The organism is Neisseria sp. Marseille-Q1983 (assembly GCF_018224585.1).
Taxonomy (GTDB): domain Bacteria; phylum Pseudomonadota; class Gammaproteobacteria; order Burkholderiales; family Neisseriaceae; genus Neisseria; species Neisseria polysaccharea.
This window is the reverse complement of sequence record NZ_JAGTUI010000001.1, coordinates 67398-85621: the sequence shown is the minus strand read 5'-3', so window position 1 is coordinate 85621 and position 18224 is coordinate 67398. Positions and strand designations below refer to the sequence as shown.

The 18224-nt window shown below is 51.4% G+C and carries 22 protein-coding genes and 1 riboswitch; of the genes, 12 read left to right on the top strand and 10 right to left on the bottom strand.

Features of this window, described 5'->3' with window-relative positions; genetic code table 11:
* Nucleotides 1-568 precede the first annotated feature (568 nt).
* The 7 genes from KEM39_RS00390 to KEM39_RS00360 all read left to right on the top strand — a co-directional run bounded on the left by KEM39_RS00390 (nt 569) and on the right by KEM39_RS00360 (nt 4244).
* Complete coding sequence (locus tag KEM39_RS00390; protein WP_211709453.1) at nt 569-853, top strand: DUF2523 domain-containing protein; 285 nt, start codon at nt 569-571, stop codon at nt 851-853.
* Nucleotides 854-2032, top strand: coding sequence for a zonular occludens toxin domain-containing protein (locus tag KEM39_RS00385; RefSeq protein WP_211709452.1), 1179 nt, complete (start codon nt 854-856; stop codon nt 2030-2032). It begins immediately after the preceding gene.
* Nucleotides 2033-2058: 26 nt separating this feature from the next.
* Nucleotides 2059-2268 carry a hypothetical protein gene (locus KEM39_RS00380; RefSeq protein ID WP_211709451.1) on the top strand — a complete coding sequence of 70 codons (210 nt, stop codon included), beginning with the start codon at nt 2059-2061 and terminating at the stop codon, nt 2266-2268.
* Nucleotides 2269-2410: 142 nt separating this feature from the next.
* Nucleotides 2411-2614 carry a hypothetical protein gene (locus tag KEM39_RS00375; RefSeq protein ID WP_211709450.1) on the top strand — a complete coding sequence of 68 codons (204 nt, stop codon included), beginning with the start codon at nt 2411-2413 and terminating at the stop codon, nt 2612-2614.
* Between the two features lie 44 nt (nt 2615-2658).
* Nucleotides 2659-2892, top strand: a complete 234-nt coding sequence (locus KEM39_RS00370) for a hypothetical protein (RefSeq protein ID WP_211709449.1) — start codon at nt 2659-2661, stop codon at nt 2890-2892.
* The gene (locus KEM39_RS00365; protein ID WP_211709448.1) at nt 2889-3092 is read left to right on the top strand and encodes a helix-turn-helix domain-containing protein; all 204 of its coding nucleotides are present in this window, start codon (nt 2889-2891) and stop codon (nt 3090-3092) included. The genes KEM39_RS00370 and KEM39_RS00365 overlap by 4 nt, the downstream gene beginning before the upstream one ends.
* A gap of 189 nt (nt 3093-3281) precedes the next feature.
* Nucleotides 3282-4244 (top strand): IS110 family transposase, encoded by a 963-nt coding sequence (locus KEM39_RS00360; protein ID WP_211709447.1) that lies wholly within the window; start codon nt 3282-3284, stop codon nt 4242-4244.
* Between the two features lie 287 nt (nt 4245-4531).
* Here the strand turns inward: KEM39_RS00360 and KEM39_RS00355 are convergent, their stop codons facing one another.
* From KEM39_RS00355 to KEM39_RS00345, 3 genes are read right to left on the bottom strand one after another with little or no spacing between them, the layout of a single operon-like run.
* Nucleotides 4532-5386, bottom strand: a complete 855-nt coding sequence (locus KEM39_RS00355; RefSeq protein WP_118996994.1) for a DMT family transporter — start codon at nt 5384-5386, stop codon at nt 4532-4534.
* Nucleotides 5387-5569, bottom strand: coding sequence for a hypothetical protein (locus KEM39_RS00350; RefSeq protein ID WP_118996995.1), 183 nt, complete (start codon nt 5567-5569; stop codon nt 5387-5389).
* Nucleotides 5559-6371, bottom strand: a complete 813-nt coding sequence (locus KEM39_RS00345) for a carbon-nitrogen hydrolase family protein (RefSeq protein ID WP_118996996.1) — start codon at nt 6369-6371, stop codon at nt 5559-5561. The genes KEM39_RS00350 and KEM39_RS00345 overlap by 11 nt, the downstream gene beginning before the upstream one ends.
* An 83-nt stretch (nt 6372-6454) precedes the next feature.
* Between KEM39_RS00345 and KEM39_RS00340 the strand changes: the two genes are divergently transcribed.
* The gene (locus tag KEM39_RS00340; RefSeq protein WP_118996997.1) at nt 6455-7327 is read left to right on the top strand and encodes a prephenate dehydrogenase; all 873 of its coding nucleotides are present in this window, start codon (nt 6455-6457) and stop codon (nt 7325-7327) included.
* A gap of 63 nt (nt 7328-7390) precedes the next feature.
* On the opposite strand, the gene KEM39_RS00335 is transcribed toward KEM39_RS00340, so the two are convergent.
* Together KEM39_RS00335 and KEM39_RS00330 are read right to left on the bottom strand one after the other, a co-directional pair.
* Nucleotides 7391-8545 (bottom strand): NnrS family protein, encoded by a 1155-nt coding sequence (locus tag KEM39_RS00335; RefSeq protein ID WP_025457979.1) that lies wholly within the window; start codon nt 8543-8545, stop codon nt 7391-7393.
* A gap of 44 nt (nt 8546-8589) precedes the next feature.
* On the bottom strand, nt 8590-8958 hold the full coding sequence (locus tag KEM39_RS00330; RefSeq protein WP_118996998.1) for a hemerythrin domain-containing protein: 369 nt from the start codon (nt 8956-8958) through the stop codon (nt 8590-8592).
* Between the two features lie 173 nt (nt 8959-9131).
* On the opposite strand from KEM39_RS00330, the gene KEM39_RS00325 reads away from it, so the two are divergent.
* Entirely contained in the window at nt 9132-9578 is a 447-nt protein-coding gene (locus KEM39_RS00325; protein WP_118996999.1) for an Rrf2 family transcriptional regulator, read from the top strand.
* Between the two features lie 91 nt (nt 9579-9669).
* Here the strand turns inward: KEM39_RS00325 and metK are convergent, their stop codons facing one another.
* On the bottom strand, nt 9670-10839 hold the full coding sequence (metK, locus tag KEM39_RS00320; RefSeq protein ID WP_118997000.1) for a methionine adenosyltransferase: 1170 nt from the start codon (nt 10837-10839) through the stop codon (nt 9670-9672).
* A 182-nt stretch (nt 10840-11021) separates the two neighbouring features.
* A riboswitch (SAM-I-IV-variant riboswitch) is annotated at nt 11022-11132 on the bottom strand.
* A 52-nt stretch (nt 11133-11184) separates the two neighbouring features.
* On the opposite strand from metK, the gene KEM39_RS00315 reads away from it, so the two are divergent.
* Nucleotides 11185-12081, top strand: a complete 897-nt coding sequence (locus KEM39_RS00315; RefSeq protein WP_118997001.1) for a lysophospholipid acyltransferase family protein — start codon at nt 11185-11187, stop codon at nt 12079-12081.
* 43 nt (nt 12082-12124) lie between these two features.
* Here KEM39_RS00315 and tsaD read toward each other — a convergent pair whose 3' ends face one another.
* On the bottom strand, nt 12125-13189 hold the full coding sequence (gene tsaD / locus KEM39_RS00310; protein ID WP_118997002.1) for a tRNA (adenosine(37)-N6)-threonylcarbamoyltransferase complex transferase subunit TsaD: 1065 nt from the start codon (nt 13187-13189) through the stop codon (nt 12125-12127).
* A gap of 6 nt (nt 13190-13195) precedes the next feature.
* Between tsaD and KEM39_RS11800 the strand changes: the two genes are divergently transcribed.
* A complete protein-coding gene (locus KEM39_RS11800; RefSeq protein ID WP_002214501.1) occupies nt 13196-13321 on the top strand; it encodes a hypothetical protein in 126 nt (41 codons plus the stop codon).
* Here the strand turns inward: KEM39_RS11800 and ccsB are convergent.
* The 3 genes from ccsB to KEM39_RS00295 form a co-directional block, all read right to left on the bottom strand.
* Nucleotides 13306-14493, bottom strand: coding sequence for a c-type cytochrome biogenesis protein CcsB (gene ccsB, locus KEM39_RS00305; RefSeq protein WP_118997003.1), 1188 nt, complete (start codon nt 14491-14493; stop codon nt 13306-13308). The two genes, KEM39_RS11800 and ccsB, sit on opposite strands and share 16 nt — an antisense overlap.
* On the bottom strand, nt 14486-16438 hold the full coding sequence (locus tag KEM39_RS00300) for a cytochrome c biogenesis protein ResB (RefSeq protein ID WP_192886297.1): 1953 nt from the start codon (nt 16436-16438) through the stop codon (nt 14486-14488). Before KEM39_RS00300 ends, ccsB begins: the two co-directional genes overlap by 8 nt.
* A gap of 276 nt (nt 16439-16714) precedes the next feature.
* A complete protein-coding gene (locus tag KEM39_RS00295) occupies nt 16715-17338 on the bottom strand; it encodes a c-type cytochrome (RefSeq protein ID WP_003750259.1) in 624 nt (207 codons plus the stop codon).
* Between the two features lie 206 nt (nt 17339-17544).
* Here KEM39_RS00295 and yihA point away from each other — a divergent pair, with 206 nt between their 5' ends.
* Nucleotides 17545-18171: a ribosome biogenesis GTP-binding protein YihA/YsxC gene (gene yihA / locus KEM39_RS00290; RefSeq protein ID WP_118997005.1), complete on the top strand. Its 627-nt coding sequence runs from the start codon at nt 17545-17547 to the stop codon at nt 18169-18171.
* Nucleotides 18172-18224: the final 53 nt, after the last annotated feature.

Here is an 18224-nt window from a genome sequence, read left to right as displayed (position 1 = left end):
CGCCGGAGAGCTGGGCGAAGCCAGGCGCATCGCCGGAGAGCTGGGCGAAGCCAGGGCGAAGCACCGGAGAGCTGGGCAAAGCCAGGCGAAGCACCGGAGAGCTGGGCAAAGCCAGGCGAAGCACCGCCAGGCTTAAGCAACCTTTCCCAAGTCAAGGGGAGGATGTCTGTAAAGAATCGTAAAGACGGCTTTATCGTCTTTATGATTCTTTACGGATACCCCTTGACGCCCTGCCGAAAAAATACACTCTGCCGGGGGGCAGGTGGTAAGGCGCGCGTTTTTTGCGCCGTCCCCCTGCCCCCGCGGCGTCGCAAGTGAGACTAGGGGGTGTGGGGGACTAGTCCCCCGCAAAGCGTTCAGCTTCGGAAACTTTGGCCATAGGCAGGCGAAGCAGCGCACTTTGCGGGCGAAGCCGCAAACAGCCGGAAAAAGCGGGGGGGGATTGGCGATAAGCGCGAGGGGGGTGTCCCCCACAGCGCCGCCGCGCCGCGAATGCGGCGCAAAATCTTTCAGATTAAGAAACATTTGTTTAATGAGGCAACCGTGCCTTTTAAGAAAGGGGTAGCGAATGAAATTGTTGGCCGCATTGATTCCGCTCTTGATGAGCGTAGCAGGCCGTATATTGACTGCATTGGGATTGATGGCCGTGACCTATGCAGGAGTAGACAGGCTGGTTACGAAGTTTCAGCACGCAATACAGGAAAGCGTGACAGGAGCACCGCAGGCAATGTTGCAGCTCTTTTATATAAGCGGCGGTGGCACCGTTCTTAATATTCTGTTTGGCGCAATCGCCTTTATTCTGTCATTCAAACAAATGACAAAACTTGCAACCTCAATCGGGAAGAAAAAATAAATGGCAGAAATCTGTTTGATAACCGGCACGCCCGGTTCAGGGAAAACATTAAAAATGGTTTCCATGATGGCGAATGACGAAATGTTTAAGCCGGATGAAAACGGCATACGCCGTAAAGTATTTACGAACATCAAAGGCTTGAAAATACCGCACACCTACATAGAAACGGACGCAAAAAAGCTGCCGAAATCGACAGATGAGCAGCTATCGGCGCATGATATGTACGAATGGATAAAGAAGCCCGAAAATATCGGGTCTATTGTCATTGTGGACGAAGCTCAAGACGTATGGCCGGCACGTTCGGCAGGTTCAAAAATCCCAGAAAATGTCCAGTGGCTGAATACGCACCGCCATCAGGGCATTGATATATTTGTTTTGACACAAGGTCCTAAACTCTTAGATCAGAACTTGCGAACATTGGTTAAAAGACATTATCACATTGCGGCCAATAAAATGGGTTTGCGTACCCTGCTTGAATGGAAAGTATGCGCGGATGACCCCGTAAAAATGGCATCAAGTGCATTTTCCAGTATCTACACACTGGACAAAAAAGTTTATGAATTGTACGAATCCGCAGAAGTTCACACGGTAAATAAAGTCAAGCGTTCGAAATGGTTTTACGCATTGCCCGTCATTATATTATTGATTCCGCTATTTGTCGGTTTGTCTTATAAAATGTTGAGCGGCTATGGGAAAAAACAGGAAGAACCCGTAGCAGAAGAACAGGCGGCAACAGAACAGCAGACAGCACCATTAGATAAAACAGAAGGCGAGCCGGTAAACAACGGTAACCTTACCGCAGATATGTTTGTTCCGACATTGCCGGAAAAACCCGAAAGCAAGCCGATTTATAACGGCGTAAGACAAGTAAAAACATTTGAATACATAGCAGGATGCATAGAAGGCGGCAAAACGGGTTGCACATGTTATTCCCAACAGGGAACGCCCTTGAAGGAAATTACAAAGGAAATGTGCAAGGATTACGCAAGAAACGGATTGCCTTTCAATCCGTATAAAGAAGAAAATCAGCAAAATGTTGAGCAGAAAGAAGCTGCCGTGAAAGATGACAAGCCCAAAGTTATTGCAATGGGCGGGAAGCCCCAACAAAACTTGATGTATGACAACTGGGAAGAGCGCGGAAAACCGTTCGAAGGAATCGGCGGCGGAGTCGTAAAGTAGAAAGTTCAATTTAAGGATTATTTAATATGAATAAAAAAATAAATAAGCGCGTTCCCGTTGGGTTAAGCGAAGAAGAATATCGCGTTTTTAGCGAATTGATTGAGCAGATCGAGCAGACAATGGCGAAAATAGTGTCTGAGTTTGTTCCTATAGTTATACCCGTTGTGAAGCAGATGGCGGCGAATAAGAAAGAATTGAAGGTATCCGAAGGTTCTGACGGTGGCGTTGTAAATTAGAAAGTTCTTTTTAAAATCACATACTTATAAAAATATTGAAATATTTTCTTGCAATACTACATAATATGAAGTATTATACGCATATGGATACAGCGCAATCGCGCAAATCGCGCCTCGGGTTATCAGGGGTAAGGAAATTAAAATGGAAACTATCAAAACCGGCTCTTATTATCTTGAACACTTGTTCGGAAACACTTATAAAGTGTACCGCCATCAATATGAGATTGGCACTTTGACAGAATATGGCGAAGTTGAACTCACTGACGAACTCATCAAGGGTTATGAGAAAAAACCTCATAGCGGATATTGGATTTCAGAAATTGAAAAAATCATTAAAAACAGATAAAAGTAAGCCGCCTGAAATATGGCGGCTTTTTTGAAAGGAAAAATATGACGCACCCCAATAGAAACTGGCAACGTCGTTGGACAGTGGATTTTGAACAACAAACCGCAACGCATGAGGAAGGATGGGTTGTCAAGTTTGAAAAGGTTTCAGATGGCATTTTTGACGGAAAATTGATTCGTCAGCCGGAAAACATCACGCTTGAGCAAATCAAAAATGCGCCGCGAATAGCCCGTGAAGCCGGAGAAGCTTGGACAAGGGCAAGGAAATCATTATCATGATGAACGATTTAGAGATAGGCTACACGCCGAGAAATTTAAAGTTCATTAGGCAAAATTCAGGGAAAACGCAGAAAGAAATAGCGGATGTTTTAGAAGTGGCTTTGATAACGGTTCAAAGGTGGGAAATGCCTGTTAATGTAAACAGCCATGTCGATATGCCCTATAAGAAGTGGCTTGAATTTATAGAGTATTTTAAATAAAACTTTACCAAAACCAGTAACCCTAATAAAATCAGACACGGCAAAGGAATAGCTAACCTTTGCCGAAACCGTCCAGCCTGAATAAACCACAAACTTAAAGTTTGATGATGAGAATAGGCGGGCGGTTTTCTTGTTTGTGAAATTGAGTAGTATCAAAGAACACGATTCTGAATAAATAAGGGTAATCCCATGCGTAACGCTGTAGGATTGGATATATCAAAGCTGACATTTGACGCATTCGCCATGGTCGGCAATGCTGAATATTCGGCGAAGTTTGACAACAATTCGAAAGGTTTAGATCAGTTTTCGGACTGGTTGAAAAGCTTGGGATGCGATGATCTGCATATCTGCATGGAGGCAACGGGAAACTATTATGAAGACGTTGCCGACTACTTCGCGCAGTATTACAGCGTTTACGTAATAAATCCGCTGAAAATAAGCAAGTATGCAGAAAGCAGATTCAAGCGAACCAAAACAGACAAACAGGATGCAAAACTGATAGCGGAGTATTGCCAGTCGGCGAAAGAAAGCGAGCTTGTAAAAAGGCAGAAGCCGACGGACGGCCAATACAAGCTTTCACGAATGACCGCAGCATATATGCAAATCAAAAGCGAATGCGCGGCAATGAAAAACCGTTATCAGGTGGCAAAAGATGAAGAAGCGGCCAAAGCATATGCAGAAATCATCAAAGCCATGAATGAACAGCTTGAAGTTTTAAAGGCGAAGATAAAATATCAGACGGAGAAGCCTAATTGCAAAGAAGGCGTGAAACGTCTTGAAACCATACCGGCAATAGGCAGAATGACAGCAGCCGTATTGTTTCAATATCTCACTTCTTCGAAATTTGAAACATCAAACAAATTTGCAGCATTCGCAGGCTTAAGCCCGCAACAAAAAGAATCAGGTACAAGCGTAAGAGGAAAAGGCAAACTGACCAAGTTTGGCAATAGGAAATTACGCGCCGCCTTATTCATGCCCGCCATGGTCGCATACCGCATAAGGGCATTTCCCGATTTCATCAAAAGACTGGAAGCCAAGAAGAAGCCTAAAAAAGTCATCATCGCCGCATTGATGCGTAAACTAGCTGTCATTGCGTATCACGTACATAAGAAAGGCGAAGATTACGATCCATCTCGTTACAAATCGGCGTAAATCCTGAAAGGAAAAAAGGCATTTTTTGAATGCCTGCTTTGCCGTGTCTGAAATTCAGTGAATTTTTAAATATTGAAATTCAATAAGTTGTAAATGAATTGTAAAGATTCTATTGCAAATTTAAGTAGTATCTCGTCATTCCCGCGCAAGCGGGAATCCGGGCATCCGACGCTGCGGCAATTTGTCGGAAATAACCGAAACTCAAAAAACCGGATTCCCGCCTGCGCGGGAATGACGGCGCAAAGATTTCCGCCTATCCGGCAACCATCAAACACCGCCTCCCAACTTTATTTTTGATGCGACAGCCGGGCGGCGGCAAGCGTGGCGGCGATAACAATCGACACGCCTAAAATGGATACGGGCGATAAATGTTCGCCCAAAATCAAAACCGCCAGCAGCACGCCGACGACGGGTTCGAGCGAAATCAACAGTCCCGAAACATTGGCAGGAACACGGCTCATCCCCTTGTTCCACAGCCAATAGGCGTACCAGCCGCACCCCAAACCCAAATAAAGCAGCGACAATACCATCCCGACGCTCCAGTCCACGGTATAACTTTGCGCCAAAGCAAGCGAAAACGGCAGGCACATCAACGATGCGGCGGCAATGGAAACAGATGTGAATGCCGGTACGCCGATGCGTGCAATCAGCCTTTGCGTCGGACGCATAGCGGCACAAAAGCCCGCGCCCGCCAACAACACCAGCAGGCAGCCGAACCAGCCGACTTCGCCGCCCTCTTCCGCACCGCCCGCCATCAGCAGCGCGACACCGGCAAATGCCGCCGCGCCGCATATCCAGTGGTAGGCACGCGCTTTGTCGTTGAAGAAAAAGTGTCCGACAAACACCATCAGCAGTGGCTCGAGTCCGACAATGACCGATGCGCTGGCGGCGGAAGTGTATTTCAACCCGACAAACTGAAACAGCAGGGTCAGCACATAGTTGACGAACGACACAATCAGCAACGGCTTCCATTCCTCACGCGGAATCTTGCCGATATGCCGGCGGCAGGCGGGCAGTGCAGGCAGCGCGGCAATTAGCAGGCGCACGCCGACCATCAATGCGGGATCGATGCCGCCATAGACATATTTGGCGGCAATAAACGAGCTGCTCCAGATAATCAGGGCAAGGATTTGGTAAAACATTTAAAGTATCCAGATTAAAAATTGTTTGTGCGGCTGTCTCGGCACGCGGGACGGCACATCAGGCAACAGGCGGAAAGCGGCGGCTTCCGCAGCCGTTCGGATTCTACCGCCGCAGACGGCGGGCGGTTCGGGCGGTAAGGAACAGGGCGGCGGAACAAACCGCCTGCCGCGTTCAGACGGCATCCAAAACCCGGTGTTTCAGGGCTGGCAGCCGGTTGCGGACGCTGTTCAGGCGGTTGGCATCGATGTCTGCCGTAACGATGCCTTCGCCTTCGGGCAATACGTCCAATACGTCGCCCCACGAATCGACAATCATACTGTGTCCGAATGTGCGCCTGCCGTTTTCGTGCAATCCGCCCTGCGCCGCCGCGACAACATAACATTGGTTCTCCACCGCACGCGCGCGCAGCAGCAACTCCCAATGCGCCTTGCCCGTCGTGTGGGTAAATGCCGCCGGAAGCATCAATACGTCAAACGGCAGCTGGCGGCGGAAAAATTCGGGAAAGCGGACATCGTAACAAATACCTGCCGCCACCGGCACGCCCTCTGCCGACAAGTGCGGCACTTCCCGCCCTGCGCTGATGGTATCGGATTCGGCATAGCGTTCGCCCAAACCGGAAAAACCGAAGAGGTGCATTTTGTGGTACAGACCCGTCCTTACGCCGTCCCGTCCGTACACCAACAGCGTATTCATCACTTTGCCCGCCTCGCGGCTTTGCAGCGGCACGGTTCCGCCAAACAGCACCACGCCGCACGCTTTCGCCGTTTCACTCAATGCCGTCTGAAAGCGTCCGCCGCCCAAAGGCTCGGCAAACGCGAGTTTGCCGGTATCGTTTGCGCCCATCAGCACCCAATATTCGGGCAACAGCACCCAATCCGCACCGCACTGCGCCGCTTGTTTGACCAAACGCCCCATCGTTTCGATATTTTTTTGCGGCGACAATCCTGAAACCATCTGCACGGCGGCAACTCTGATTTTGTCCATTTCTTCTCCTTTTTCCTACCGACCTTGCGGCATATTCCGCCGATACGCTACCATAACGGCAGTTGACGAAAATCTTTACACAAATGCCCATTTTGAACCATATTGCCCTCATCGGTGTAGGGCTGATCGGCGGTTCGTTCGTTCTCGACCTCAAAAGGCAGGGACTCGTCCGCACCGTTACCGGTATCGACACCGACCGCGACAACCTCGAACGTGCATTGGAACGCGGCGTGATTGACCGGGCGTCCGTTGCCATCGACGCGGACAGCATCGGCGGTGCGGACTTGGTACTGATTGCCACGCCCGTCGCCACCGTTCCCGCCATTTTGACCGCGCTGCGCCCCATTTTGCCGGAACACACTTGGATTTCCGATGTCGGCAGCACCAAATCTTCGGTCATCGAAGCCTTCCGCCGCTGTCTGCCCGACCGCCTGCACCACTGCATCGCCGCCCACCCGATTGCCGGTTCGGACAGAAGCGGTGCGCAAGCTGCGCAGTTCGGGCTGTTCCGCCACAGAAAACTCATCATCACGCCACACGACGGCGAACATTCAGACGGCATCGCATTGATAGAAAACCTGTGGCGCGCCGTCGGGGCGGAAATTTATACGATGGACGCGCAAAAACACGATGCGGTTTTTGCCGCCGTCTCCCATATGCCCCACCTTGCCGCCTTCGCCTATGTCCACCAGCTTTTCGACCACCCCGACGGAAAGGCGTATCTGAAATTTGCCGCCACGGGCTTTGAGGACTTTACCCGCATCGCTTCCGGCCACCCTGCCGTGTGGGCGGACATCTGCCTTGCCAACAGGGACAACCTGTTAGAGCTGGTTCGGGGTTTGGGCAGGCAGTTGGACACTTTGGAAACCATCCTGCTTAACCGGGACCGCCCCTCCCTGTACCGCTATTTTGAAGAAGCCAAAGCCACGCGCGACGGCCGGTCTGATGAGAATTGATGTTCAGACGGCATCGCGCCCAAACCGAAACCGCCGCAGACCGGGAATCTGCGGCGGTTTTACTCAACCGGGCCTGCCGTCGGAGCGCGGACGGATCAGCCAAGGAATATACTTCCACGCATACACCAAAAGCGCGAGGGCAAACAAAACCGACGACGTGCGTATACTGTGCGTATGGGCGGTACCGGAAGAAAATACGGCAACCATGCGGACGGCGGTTGCCGCCATCATCAGCCAAAATGCGACCGGAACGGATTTGGGCGGCGGATAAATGGGATTGCCCGTATGACCGAGCGCGGTACGCGCCATCATACCCAAAGTCAGCACGCCGATACCGCCCACGCCGATCAGGTGCACGCCCAAATTGAGGAAAGCGGGTTTGAAATAAGACGCGCCGACCGCAATCAGCCCCAATCCGGTAAACAGATAACCGGCAAACAGAATCCACAGCATCGGCTCTTTCAATACGGGTTTATACCACCAGCGGTACACCTGTACGGTAAAAATCACACCTGCCGCAAACGCGAAAACGGCAGACAGCCAAGGTAGCGCGCCGTGCGCCATCAGCATGGCGGTCAACATAGGCAGCCACAGCGAAGCCTGCGCCACCCATTTCGGACTGGGAATCTGCGGCACGTTCAAACGTTTGGACGTAAAAAACGAAATAATCCGCATCCCGATCAGACCGATAAAGCCCGACACCATAATCAGCCCCGACTGCAAACCGCCCAACAGCCCCTCGAAATTGCCGTTGTGCAACTGGACGTGGAACGCCGCGTGCGTACCGCCCAAGACGAACAGCGCGAACACGGCAACATAATTGCGTTGATTCTGCGAACGGATAACGGGCAAAGCCATGCACACCGCGCCGTACCAGAAAAACAGCGTACCGAGTATGCCGCTTGCCGCCGCACCCCAACCCGGGATAAAGACGGCAATCCGCGCAGCCAACCAAAAGGCGGTCAACCCGACCAGAACGCCGCCCCTCGTAGGCGGCTGCCCCGTCCAAGTGGCGACGGCGGTCAGCAGGAAGGCGATGACGACGAGACCGGCATAACCCCAAATCATCTCATGCGCGTGCCAATAGAAACCGGACAGCTCGTGCGTTCCCGTGTAGCCGAAACCCCACAGCAATACGGACAATGCGCCGTACAGTGCCGCCAGCGAATAAAACGGGCGGAACGCCATTGCCCAGACGGGGTGCTTGGTAAATTTCATGTGTGTTCCTTGTTTATCATTAATATATTTGCCGCAAAACGGAATCATGCCGGCAAAAACGGTTCGACGGCGGGAAACAGCTCGCGTTCTTCAAAGCGCGCGTGGTCGCGCAGGGTTGTGGCAAAAGCGATATTCCACGCCGCGTTACCGTATTCGGGGCTTGCCATCATCTGCCGCAGTTTGGCGTGATCGCCTTCAAAACGGGTTTTCAACTCAAGCGCGATATTTTGCCAAATTGGGGCAAACATGGTTTCTTCTTCACAGAAATGGATTTCCAGTTCGGCAAAATGCAGCTCGAGTTCGGCACGATGGTCTGCCCCGGGCGTCCGCAACAGACGCACGCACAGGGAAAGCGAGTGGTGGTGTTCGCGCGAAAGCCCGACAAGGGTGGAATGTCGTTTCAACGGTTTCATAAATTTAGGTTACAATAACAAATTATCAAACAGTAGCGCGGATGTTTCAGACGGCATACCGCCGCAGACAGGCTGCATTCTACCGCCCCGACGGACAGGGTTTCAACCATTAAGGTATTTTCCGTGAAACTTAAACCGTACCGATAAGAATAACGATCCATACCGAGAAAATCATGTATTTGACACAACATACGGACTACGGGCTGCGCGTCCTCATCTACACCGCCGTCAACGACGACGCGCTGGTCAACATCGCCACCATCGCCTCGACCTACGGCATTTCCAAAAGCCATCTGATGAAGGTGGTTACCGCGCTGGTCAAAGGCGGCTTCCTCCACAGCGTACGCGGAAAAGGCGGCGGGCTGAGGCTTGCCGCACCGCCCGAACGCATCAATATCGGCGCGGTCGTCCGCCATCTCGAACCGATGCAGTTGGTCGAGTGCATGGGCGAGAACAACGAATGCCTGATTACACCGTCCTGCCGTCTGACAGGCATACTCGGCGGTGCAATGAAGTCGTTTTTCACGTATCTGGACGGTTTTACGCTGCAAGACCTACTCAACAAGCCGACCTACGACCTGCTCTACGAACCGAGAATTCCGATTGTAACGCAACATTAAGGCTGCAAAAGGCTGCAAAAATGCCGTCTGAAACACAAACCGCCTCCAGAGGCAGTTCGGTTTCAGACGGCATTTCTTTACTCAGACCAAATTACAGCCCCGCGGCCGCTTTCAATGCGGCTGCTTTGTCGGTGCGCTCCCAAGTAAATTCAGGCTCTTCACGGCCGAAATGTCCGTAAGCGGCGGATTTTCCGTAAATCGGGCGCAACAGGTCGAGCATTTGGACGATGCCTTTGGGGCGCAGGTCGAAATGTTCGCGAACCAGCGCAATCAGTTTTTCCTCGCTGATTTTGCCTGTGCCGAAAGTGTCGATGGAAATCGAAGTCGGTTCGGCAACGCCGATGGCGTAGGAAACTTGGATTTGGCATTGGGTTGCCAAGCCTGCGGCGACGATGTTTTTCGCCACATAACGGCAGGCGTAGGCGGCGGAACGGTCCACTTTGGACGGGTCTTTGCCGGAGAACGCGCCGCCGCCGTGCGGAGCCGCGCCGCCGTAGGTATCGACGATGATTTTGCGGCCGGTCAAACCGCAGTCGCCTTGCGGGCCGCCGATGACGAAGCGGCCGGTCGGGTTGATCAGGTATTTGGTTTCGACAGTCAGCATTTCAGACGGCAGAACGGGCTTGATAATCTGCTCGATCACGGCTTTGCTCAGTTCTTCATAGCTGATGGCAGGATCGTGCTGGGTGGACAGGACGACGGTATCAATGCGTTTTACCTTACCGGTTTCGCTGTCGTAAACCACGGTCAGTTGGGCTTTGGCATCAGGGCGCAGCCAAGGCAGGCGGCCGTCTTTGCGTAATTCGCTTTGACGCTGCATCAGGCGGTGGCTGTAATAGATGGCAAACGGCATCAGGGTCGGGGTTTCGTCGCAGGCATAGCCGAACATCAAACCTTGGTCGCCCGCGCCTTGGTTCAGGTCGATGCCTTCGCCTTCATTCACGCCTTGGGCGATGTCGGGGGATTGCTGGTCGTAGTACACGCCGACCGCGCAGCCGTTGGCATCAAAGCCCAGCTCGGAGGAGTTGTAGCCGATGCGTTTGATGGTTTCGCGTGCGACTTTGATGTAGTCCACTTGGGCAGTGGTGGTAATTTCGCCCGCCAATACGCACAAGCCTGTGTTGACCAAGGTTTCCGCCGCGACGCGAGCTTTGGGGTCTTGAGCCAAGATGGCATCCAAAATCGCATCGGACACTTGGTCGGCAACTTTATCCGGATGGCCTTCGGATACCGATTCGGAAGTAAACAGATATTCGCTCATTGAGATTTTCCTTGAAAAACAAACCATCTTCGTTAGACGGCATGTTGTATGAACATAATGTCGACAGCGGGAAATATAGCAAAATTTCCCTATTCGTGCCATTCAGTTGAGAAACATTCCCATTTGAACAGCACTTTGGAATCTCTGCCCGTACGTTTCGTACAGGCAAAAAAATTCCCGCATCAAGCGGGTTTGGATTGCTCTGGTGAGCCACATCGGCTTTTCAACCGTCCACCTTACTTTTCCTTTTGAAAAGCAGGTTGGCATGGAATTCCCAACTCTTAATGCAGCGCGGATGGTAGCAGAAAAGGCATATTGCCGCAATACTTCCCTTTTTCAGACGGCATGTTTCGTTTACAATTCGGGCTGTTTCCCCCTTTGCGAACCGCCATGCACATCCTGTTGACCGCCCTGCTCAAATCCTTTTCCCTGCTGCCCCTGCCCTTTCTGCACAAATTAGGTGTTTTCCTCGGACATCTGGCGTTTTACCTGCGCAAAGAAGACCGAGAACGCATTATTGCCAATATGCGTCAGGCAGGCATGAATCCCGACCCAAAAACGGTCAAAGCCGTATTTGCGGAAACGGCAAAAGGCGGTTTGGAACTTGCCCTCGCATTTTTCAAAAAACCGGAGGACATCGAAACAATGTTCAAAGCGGTACACGGCTGGGAACACGTGCAGCAGGCTTTGGACAAGGGCGAAGGGCTGCTGTTCATCACGCCGCACATCGGCAGCTACGATTTGGGCGGACGCTACATCAGCCAGCAGCTTCCGTTCCCGCTGACCGCCATGTACAAACCGCCGAAAATCAAAGCAATAGACAAAGTGATGCAGGCAGGCAGGGTTCGCGGCAAAGGAAAAACCGCGCCTACCAGCATACAAGGGGTCAAACAAATCATCAAAGCCCTGCGTTCGGGCGAAGCAACCATCGTCCTGCCCGACCACGTCCCCTCCCCTCAAGAAGGTGGGGAAGGCGTATGGGTGGATTTCTTCGGCAAACCTGCCTATACCATGACGCTGGCGGCAAAACTGGCAAACGTCAAAGGCGTGAAAACCCTGTTTTTCTGCTGCGAACGCCTGCCTGACGGGCAGGGTTTTGCCTTACACATAAGCCCCCTTCAAGGAGAATTGACCGGCGACAAAACCCATGATGCCGCCGTGTTCAACCGCAATGCCGAATATTGGATACGCCGTTTTCCGACGCAGTATCTGTTTATGTACAACCGCTACAAAATGCCGTAACGAAAATAAAAATGCTGTCTGAACGATTTCAGACGGCATCTTGTCATTTGACGATTTCGGACAACGGCCAGCGCGGGCGTACATTAAATGCACCGGCTTCCCTACCCGTTTTCAAATGCATCGCGCCTGCAAAGGCAATCATGGCACCGTTGTCCGTGCAGTATGCCATCGGCGGGAAAAACACGCTGACTTTTTCGGACGGATGTTTCGGCTTGCCTTTTGGGGTCGGGATTTGTACCGTCATGTTGCCGAAAGTTTCGCGGAGTTTGCGGTTTGCACCGACCCCGCCGGCGACCACTACGGTTCTGAATCCTGTCTGCAACAGGGCTTTTTTCACTTTTGCCTCCAACACATCTACCACCGCATCTTGAAACGCACGGCAGATGTCGTTGCGTGTCTGCTCGGGAATGTCATCCGCCCCGTTTTCCGCGCGCACTTTCTCAACAGCGGTCAATACGGCGGTTTTCAATCCCGAAAAACTCATCTGCAAATCGTCGGAATGAATCATCGGGCGCGGAAAAACAAACGCTTCGGGCCTGCCCGATTCCGCAAGTTCCGACAGTTTCGCACCGCCCGGATACGGCAAGCCCAGCAGTTTCGCCGTTTTGTCGAATGCCTCGCCCGCCGCATCATCGACGCTCTCGCCCAAAAGCTCGTAGTCGCCTATGCCCCTGACCGCCATAATCTGCGTATGCCCGCCCGAAACCAACAGCGCGACAAAAGGAAAGTCGGGTTTTTCCTCCGCCAACAGCGGCGACAGCAGATGTCCTTCCAAATGATGGACGGGAATAACAGGCTTGTCCAACGCTAAAGCCAGCGCATTGGCGTAACTCGACCCCGCCAGCAGCGCGCCGCCCAAACCAGGCCCCTGTGTAAAGGCAACCGCGTCAATGTCGCCATACGATGCGCCCGCCTGCGCCAAACAGCCTTCAGTCAACGGAACAAGGCGGCGGATATGGTCGCGGCTTGCCAATTCCGGCACAACCCCGCCGTATTCGGCGTGCATTGCCATTTGAGTGTGCAGGCAGTGCGCCCGCAATCCTCGTTCCGTATCGTAAAGCGCAACGCCGGTTTCGTCACAAGAAGATTCGATTCCTAATACCAACATGGTCTGATGCCGTTAAAAACTGAAAAACGTATTTTAGCGGATTTCGGCACGACTGCCGTATCCCAAAAACGGAACATGCCGTCTGAAGACCGTTCAGACGGCATCGTCGCACCGTATCAAAGCGTTCCGTAAGAATGCAGCCCGCTCAAAAACATATTCACGCCGATAAAAGCAAATGCGGTTACGAACAAACCGATAATCGCCCACCACGCCAGCACTTTGCCGCGCCAACCGGCAACCAGCCGCAAGTGCAGCCAAACGGCGTAATTGAGCCAGACGATGAACGCCCACGTCTCTTTCGGGTCCCAACTCCAATAGCGTCCCCAAGCATCTGCCGCCCACAGCGCACCCAAAATGGTGGCAATAGTAAAGAACAGAAAGCCGACGGCAATCGCCTTATACATCACCTCGTCGATCAATGCCGACGGCGGCAGCCACAGTTTTCCGCCTTTTCCTTCCGCACGCAGGGAAACCAGTTCGGCAATACCGAGCATCGCGGAAATGCAAAACGCGCCGTAACCGATAAAGTTTGCCGGAACGTGGATTTTCATCCACCAGGACTGGAGCGCGGGAATCAGCGGCTGGATGGTGTGCGCCTCGCGGGACACGCTGTACCACAAGACAAATCCAACCACGACCGCCATAAAACCGAACACGAAGCCGCCCAATTTCTGCACGGCAAATTTACCCTCGTAATACAAATACATCAGCGCGGTAATGACCAAAAACAGAATGAACACTTCATAAAGGTTGGACACGGGGATATGCCCCGCATCCGGACGGAGCAGATAGCTTTCGTGCCAACGTACCAGCAGACCGGTAAAGCCTGCTACGGCAGACACCCATGCAAACACGGTTCCCATACCCAACAGCGTGTTGGTCGGCACATTTTTTACGCTTGCCAAAACCGCTCCCGCAATATAGGCAAACAGGGCGAAAAAGACGAATGCGCACTGCCACATAATCGCCGACTGACTGCTTAGGAAATACCGCAGCAAAAAGCCTTCTGCCGATTTGATGTCGCCTCCGTACAAACCGACGGCAGCATAAGCAAGCAGTATGCTTAAAGGGACGAACACGCGCATCGGCTTGAAAAACCAGCCTAAAAATACGGCAATACCGGCACTTGCCCATAAAATAACCGTTTCATATATATCCATACGGACACCGGATAAAGTCTGTACGAAAACCGTACCCGAAAAAACCAGCGCGGCAAATACCCAATCCCAAAGATTCAGATTGCGGATCAAAGACTTCTGAATCAGCAGCTCGTGTTCCGGAAGGGTTTTATAGTGTTCAGTCATGATTCAAGTCCTTGCCGAGCCGTTGCAGACTCTCGACATGTTTTGGAAATTCCTTCTGCAAATCCCGTTCGCTGCGGGCCGAAGACATGGCAAAACGGATTTTGCCGTCTGAAAACAATACCCACGCCCGTTTTTCGCGCACATAAAACATAAATACCGTACCCAAAACTAACAATACCGAGCCAAGATAGACCAAAAGCGCACCCGGGGAACGGGTCATCTGCAAACCTGACGAACGCACCTCGGAAAACCCGTCAAGCTGGAGCAGCATGGGCGCGGGATATTCCGTCAATCCCGTGTATGCATCCATACTGTGCAGCAGGAAACGGTTCCGCGCTTCATCCTGCTGCCATTCGGGCAAGCCGTACCGGCGTATGGTTTCATCCAAAGCAGCGTTCATCACGCCGTAAAGCATTTCGTAGAAATAGCCCTGCATTTTCTCCTGCTGCTCTTTCGGGATATTGGACGTAATAAATTCGTCCAATCCCAAATAGCCTTTTTGTGCAAAGATGTTCAGCGTGTTTTCCGCAGCCAGCATGAATTGTTCGCGGATTTCGGCAGGTGCGTCTTTGGTTGCGTCGGCAACCAGACGTTTGCGCCCTTCCCCATCTTTCAAAAACTCACGCAATGCCATGAAGGTATCTGCTTTCCCTTGTTTGTCCAAAGGAATACGCAGCCAGCGGTATTGCTGCTGCAAGCCGCTGCGCGTGCCGGTCAGCCAAAAATAATCTTTGTCCTGCAAAATCGGCAGCATATAGTTTTTATATTCGACCGCCTGCCCTGCCGCATCACGGATACGGTAAACAATGGAAGGGCCGATATTGGTGTATTTTTTACCTTCCTGAGTAACGGCGCGGACATCGTTCAGCGTGGATTTCAGACTTTTTTCCCGTTTCCCGTCCTCACTCATGTCCTCCACGTTCATAGAAGTGAACTGATCGAACTCAAGACGATATTTGTGTTTGCCAATTTCCAACGGAAACTGCCGCATGGAGGTTGCCTTCAACACGACAGGTTCGCGTGAAGCATCACCCAAATTCCACGCCTTGAATGTCAAATCCGAACCGCCGTCGGCAAAACTCGCCTGATAAATCGTGATGCCGTGCAAGGTCAAAGGATGGTTCACGCGGATGGTCCGCTCGAGTTTCTCACCGGTTGCCTTGTCCGTTACTTCAATATCACTGGCAAAATCGCGCGGCATACCCGTATTGTAAAAATCGATATGGAATTTTTTCAGTTTGACTTCAAAAGGCAAGTCCTGAACCAACATCCCGTTGTCGGCATTCAGGAAAACCACATCCGCACTTTGCCCTTCGGAAATATTGACGTTGCCCCTAAATGAGAGATTGGACGCACCCAAAATACTTTCGGGCTTGAAATCCTTGGCATAAACCGCCTGATTGTCCGGAACAATCCGACCGGTCAGCATACCCAGTTTCAACAGCAGGTTACTGTCTATCAGCCCGCCCAGGCAAATGACAATCAAAGCAACATGGGCAAAGATATAGCCCCATTTGTTCATCGTGCCTTTTTTGGCGGCAATCAGAACCGACCCGTCTTCACGGTTAATGGTTTTTCCCTGAAAACCTTGTACTTCCAGATAACGTTTGGCAACTTCGGGGGCAATTTTTACATCCAACAGCGAAGAATGGCGCATCGCTGCCAGAGATTTTTCTTTAACCTTTTCCCGAAAAGACTTCATTTCGCGCCAGAACGGCGGCACATTGCGAATCAGGCACAAACTGGTCGAGATGACCAAAAAGAGCATAATGACAACGAACCATGCCGAAGCATAGACATCATACAGTCCCAGAAAACCAAAAATCTGCGCCCAAAACGGTCCGAATTTGACCAAATAATCCGTCTGCGGCTGGTTTTGCTGCAACACCGTGCCGATAACCGATGCAATACCCAGCAGACTGAGCAAGGCGACCGCAAAGCGCATGGAGCTGAAAAAAGCGAACCACGGACGGGAAAGAAGTGGGGAAGATATACGGGATTTACTCATTGTGTGTTTATTCCGCCATCAGGAATATGGGAAAGCAGAATTGGGCAAACAGAAAACAACGCCCCGATTCTACTGTCTTGATGCTTTTTATTTCAAGACAATGAAGACAGCCTGCATCGATTCCAACGGTTGCAATTGAAAAAACTTATCGCAGAATTGTCTGAAGCCGTCTGAAAACTTTTCAGACGGCCTCTAAAACAGACTATTGCGGAATTAACGCAAACCTTGGATAAAGTTGGCGACCGCTTTCAAATCTTCTTCAGACATACGGTTTGCAATATCTTCCATGATGGTATTTTTACGCTGACCGGACTTGTAGGCATTCATCTGTTCAACAATATATGCCTGATGCTGGCCGCCCAAACGCGGATAAGCCTGAATTTCGCTTCCGCCTCCCGGCATACCCGCACCGCTCGGACCGTGGCAGGACATACACGCCGGTAATTTTTTATCGCTCAAACCGCCGCGATAGATTTTCGCGCCCAATTCGGGATTTTCCTTAGGATTGGCTTCGCCGGATTTGGGCTGCTGTTTGGCATAGAATGCGGATACATTCAAAATATCCTGATCGCTCAAATTCATTACCATCGGCTTCATCACAGCTGCCGAACCGTGGGTACGTTTGCCGTCGCGGATACCGATAGTTTGATGATAGATGTAAGCAGTATGCTGTGCCGCCAAACGCGGATACATCGCAATGCCGCTGTTACCGTCTGCTGCATGGCAAGCCGCACAAACCGTTGCGGCAACCTGTTTGCCTTTTTCCACGTCTGCTTTGGGAGATGCGGAAACCGCACCGGCAGCCAAAACAAAGGCCAATAAAGTCAATCGTTTCATGGAGTGCTCCTGATTACAGCATTGGATAACGCAACAATGCTCTTTTTATATTCAAATACGGGATTCTTGACCCGATTAAAACCGATGATTCTGTAAACGTGATATTCTATACTAAATTTACATTAAATTACTACTGTGTTTCACATAAAACCAACCGCATATTTTTGCTGTCGGACAAACGGCGGCGGAAAAACAAGGATATGCCCATGAACCTTTTTCAAAACGCCAAATTCTTCACGACGGTAAACCATCTCAAAAACCTGCCGGACACACCGCTCGAAATTGCCTTTGTCGGCAGGAGCAATGCCGGAAAATCCAGCGCCATCAATACCCTGACCAACCATGTCCGTCTTGCCTACGTTTCAAAAACACCGGGACGGACGCAGCATATCAACTTTTTTGAGCTGCAGAACGGCAATTTTATGGTCGATTTGCCCGGCTACGGTTATGCCCAAGTCCCCGAAGCAGTACGCGCACATTGGGTCAAGCTGCTCGGCGACTATCTGCAACAGCGCAAACAGCTTATCGGTCTGATTCTGATTATGGATGCCCGCCATCCTCTAAAAGAACTCGACATTCGTATGCTGGACTTTTTCCACACGACCGGCAGACCGGTTCACATCCTTCTGTCAAAAGCCGACAAATTATCCAAAAACGAACAGATAAAAACCCTGTCCCAAGTCAAAAAACTGCTCAAACCTTATTCCGACAGGCAAAACATCAGCGTACAGCTGTTTTCCAGCCTGAAAAAACAAGGTATTGACGAGACCAACCGAACTGTCGGAAGCTGGTTTGACGCAGCAGATGCCGCCGCCTCTCTAGAGGAAAACTGACCCCAATTATACGGAAACCGTATTCCCCCCCACTTGACCGACCGCAAACATTT